The 2882-nt window shown below is 68.2% G+C and carries 2 protein-coding genes; both read right to left on the bottom strand.

The annotated features are described in order from the left end of the window. Positions 1-198: 198 nt before the first annotated feature. Positions 199-1425 carry a deoxyguanosinetriphosphate triphosphohydrolase family protein gene (locus GPA_RS13500; protein WP_015540210.1) on the bottom strand — a complete coding sequence of 409 codons (1227 nt, stop codon included), beginning with the start codon at positions 1423-1425 and terminating at the stop codon, positions 199-201. Positions 1426-1993: 568 nt separating this feature from the next. Beyond that, positions 1994-2882, bottom strand: an 889-nt coding sequence (locus tag GPA_RS13495) for a baeRF8 domain-containing protein (RefSeq protein ID WP_041240576.1), incomplete at its 5' end; no start/stop codon positions are given.

Genomic DNA, 2882 nt, shown 5'->3' with positions numbered 1-2882 from the left:
GGCGCCTCGGCCTCGATGCGCGCGGCCAGCGAGCGCACGGCCGGCGCCGCGCCGTGCAGGTCGGATGCGATGACGAGCTTCATGGAACCTCCGATCAGTGGGAAGCCCCCAGTGTAGCGCACCGGCTCCCGACACGCGATACCGCCGTGCCGAGACCGTCCGGCGGCCAAGGGCCGCCTTCGGTCTTCCTCTTCCGGCTCATCCCAGGTCGGCGCAGTAGCCGCGGGTGACGGTGCGCAGGGGGCTCTCGGGGAACAGGTGGGCGAACAGCGACGTGAAGTAGCGGTCGGTCATGGACGCCAGGTAGTCCACCACGATCTGGTTCGGCTCGCCGGCCAGGTACTCCTCGGGCGTTATGGTGGCGGAGCGGGCGGCCAGGCTGCGCACGTGGTGACGGAAAACCGGCGAGCCCTCGTCGCCGCGCACGAGGTCGCCGAGCAGGCGCGCGTAGAGTTCCTCGAACATGGCGCCCACCACGTTGCCGTCGTTGCCCGCCATGCCCTCGCGCGCGTAGATGAGCTCGTAGTTCTGCCGCTTCGCCTGCTTGAGGTCGTTGAAGGCGGCCTCGGAGAGCGCGATGCGGTCGGTCCCGTAGCTCTCGTTCACGATGTCCACCGTGAGGTTGTTGATGATGCGGGCGTTGTCGCGCCCCAGGTAGTCCGACTCGAACGCGTCGAGCGAGTCCACCACGCCCAGCTCGATGGCGTCGTAGCGGTCCTTGCCCACGTAGGCGATCATGTCGGCCACGCGCACGACGCAGCCCTCGAGCGTGGAGGGACGCAGCCGGCCGATGGCGCCCTCGTCGGCCGTGCAGGCTTCCACCAACGCATCGAGCTCGTCGAAGGAGGCGGTGCTCCCCGTGCGCAGCACCTGCTGGGCGAACTCGCCGTTGTGGCAGAGCACGCCGTCGAGCGTCTGCAGGCTCACGTTGCGCCGGTACAGCTGGTCGAGCACGCGCACGGAGTGCACGTTGTGGTTGAAGAAGCGCCCCGTGCGCGCATGGTAGCACTGCGACAGGTAGCGCTCGCCAGCGTGCCCGAACGGCGTGTGGCCCACGTCGTGCCCGAGCGCGATGGCCTCGATGAGCTCGCAGTTCAGCCCCAGCAGGCTGCCGATGCCCCGCGCGATGCGGCTCACCAGCTGCACGTGCAGGCCGCGCCGGCAGATGTCGTCGTTCTCCACGAACGAGAACACCTGCGTCTTGTCGGCGTAGCGGTTGTACGCGGGCACGTTGAGGATCTTCTCGATGTCGCGCGCGAAGGCGGGGCGGGCGAGCGTGGCCTCGTCGTGGGGCTTCGGCTCGCGCCGCACGACGTCGGCGTCGTCGAAGGCGCGCGGGTGCCGCCGTCCCGCCTTCCGGTCGGCGCGGATGGCGGCCTCGACCTCGGGGTCGAGCGTGCGGTAGGGGATGCTCGTGCGTTCCATAGGCGTCCTCTGCGAAGAAGCGCCGCCGCGGCGGCGCGCGTCGTGTTCGTCGGGGACATTGTAGCGCACGGAGGCGCGTCCCGCCGCCTGAACCGCGCAGCGAACGAATGTTTCACGTGAAACAGGCAGGCGGCGAGAGGGCGCCGAACCACGATACGGGTGTTCTGACGTCCCCTTTGACGCATGGACGGTGATGCGGATCGTACCGCATGCGCAAAACGCCTTGCGCATGCCTGCGGCGATTAGATATATGACTGAAAGCATAAGGGACAAAAAGACCCGGTAATCTATAGATTTCGGACGGAAACCAAGGGATGGCGAATGCGGCGTTTGCGAAACGCCTGGTAACAGGGCCGGTGTTTTAATTATCTATTATCCAGAATGAAGAAAACTGCCCCCTTTTGTCCACGGCACCGCACACCCCGTGCATCGAGGGGGATGCTGCGAGAGGTGCGCTGCGCCATGATGATGCCGCCGAACGTGCGACCGGCCCTGCGCGGCGGGCTTCGCGGAACCCGCCGCGGCCGAACCCGGGCCTCCTGGCTCGGCGCCAAGGGGGCCGCCTCGATCAGTACCGGTACAGCGCCGCCATGCCGGAGTCTCCGGGGATCTTCTCGGGGGCGAGCTCGAACACCTCGGCGTCCTGGGCGAGCGCGGCGCGGGCGAAGGCGTCGGCCAGCTCGGGGCCTTGGAAGCGGCCGTGCGGCTCGCGTTCGAACAGGAACACCTCGCCGGTCTCCTCGTCGAAGCCGCCGGGTATATAGGCGCCCTCGGCCACGAACAGCGCGCGCACCTTGCGCTCGACGAGCGCCAGCCCGATGGCCGAGAGGTCGGTGGAGCCGCCGCCGTGCGGCGCGGTGTCGCCCAGCTTTTCCAGCAGCTCGTCCGCGCGCGCCTCGCGCACGTGCTCGATGACGGCCTTGGCGTCGGCCAGGAGCTCGGGCGCCTCCATGCCGCCGATGTCCTTCTCGATGCCCTCGTTCAGAAGGCGCGGCACGGTGGAGATGCGGCGGAACGCGGTCTGGTGCTCCGGCAGGCTCACCAGGATGACCGGCAGCTCGGTGCCCTGCACCAGGTACTCCGTCACCACCTTGTTCACGTGCTGGAAGAACTTCTCGGCCTCCTCCTTCCGCACGTCGTTGCGCGACTTGTAGCCGTGGTAGGGAGGCAGGTGGTTCTCGAGCGACGAGTAGTCCAGCGCGCCCTCGGTGCCGTCGTACACGAGGGGGAACTCCTCGCTGAACTCGTCGAGCACGTGGGCGGGCAGCTCCACGCGGTCGAGCGAGCCGAAGTCGCCGTGCACGAACGCGAAGCGGTCGGCTGAAAGCCCCAGCAGGAAGTAGCGCGAGCCGAACGCGAAGTTCTTGAGCAGCGGTCGCAGGTAGAAGCGCTCGCCGACGAAGGCGTGCGGCCCCGCCTCGTAGCCCAGCTGGTAGACGTAGGTGCGGTCGTTGCCT

Source organism: Gordonibacter pamelaeae 7-10-1-b (genome assembly GCF_000210055.1).
Classification (GTDB): Bacteria; Actinomycetota; Coriobacteriia; order Coriobacteriales; family Eggerthellaceae; genus Gordonibacter; species Gordonibacter pamelaeae.
This window is presented reverse-complemented; position numbering and strand designations above follow the sequence as displayed.

Coding starts and splice junctions, on each gene's coding strand:
- GPA_RS13500 (WP_015540210.1), bottom strand. CDS start 1,425: ATGGAACGCACGAGCATCCCCTACCGCACGCTCGACCCCGAGGTCGAG.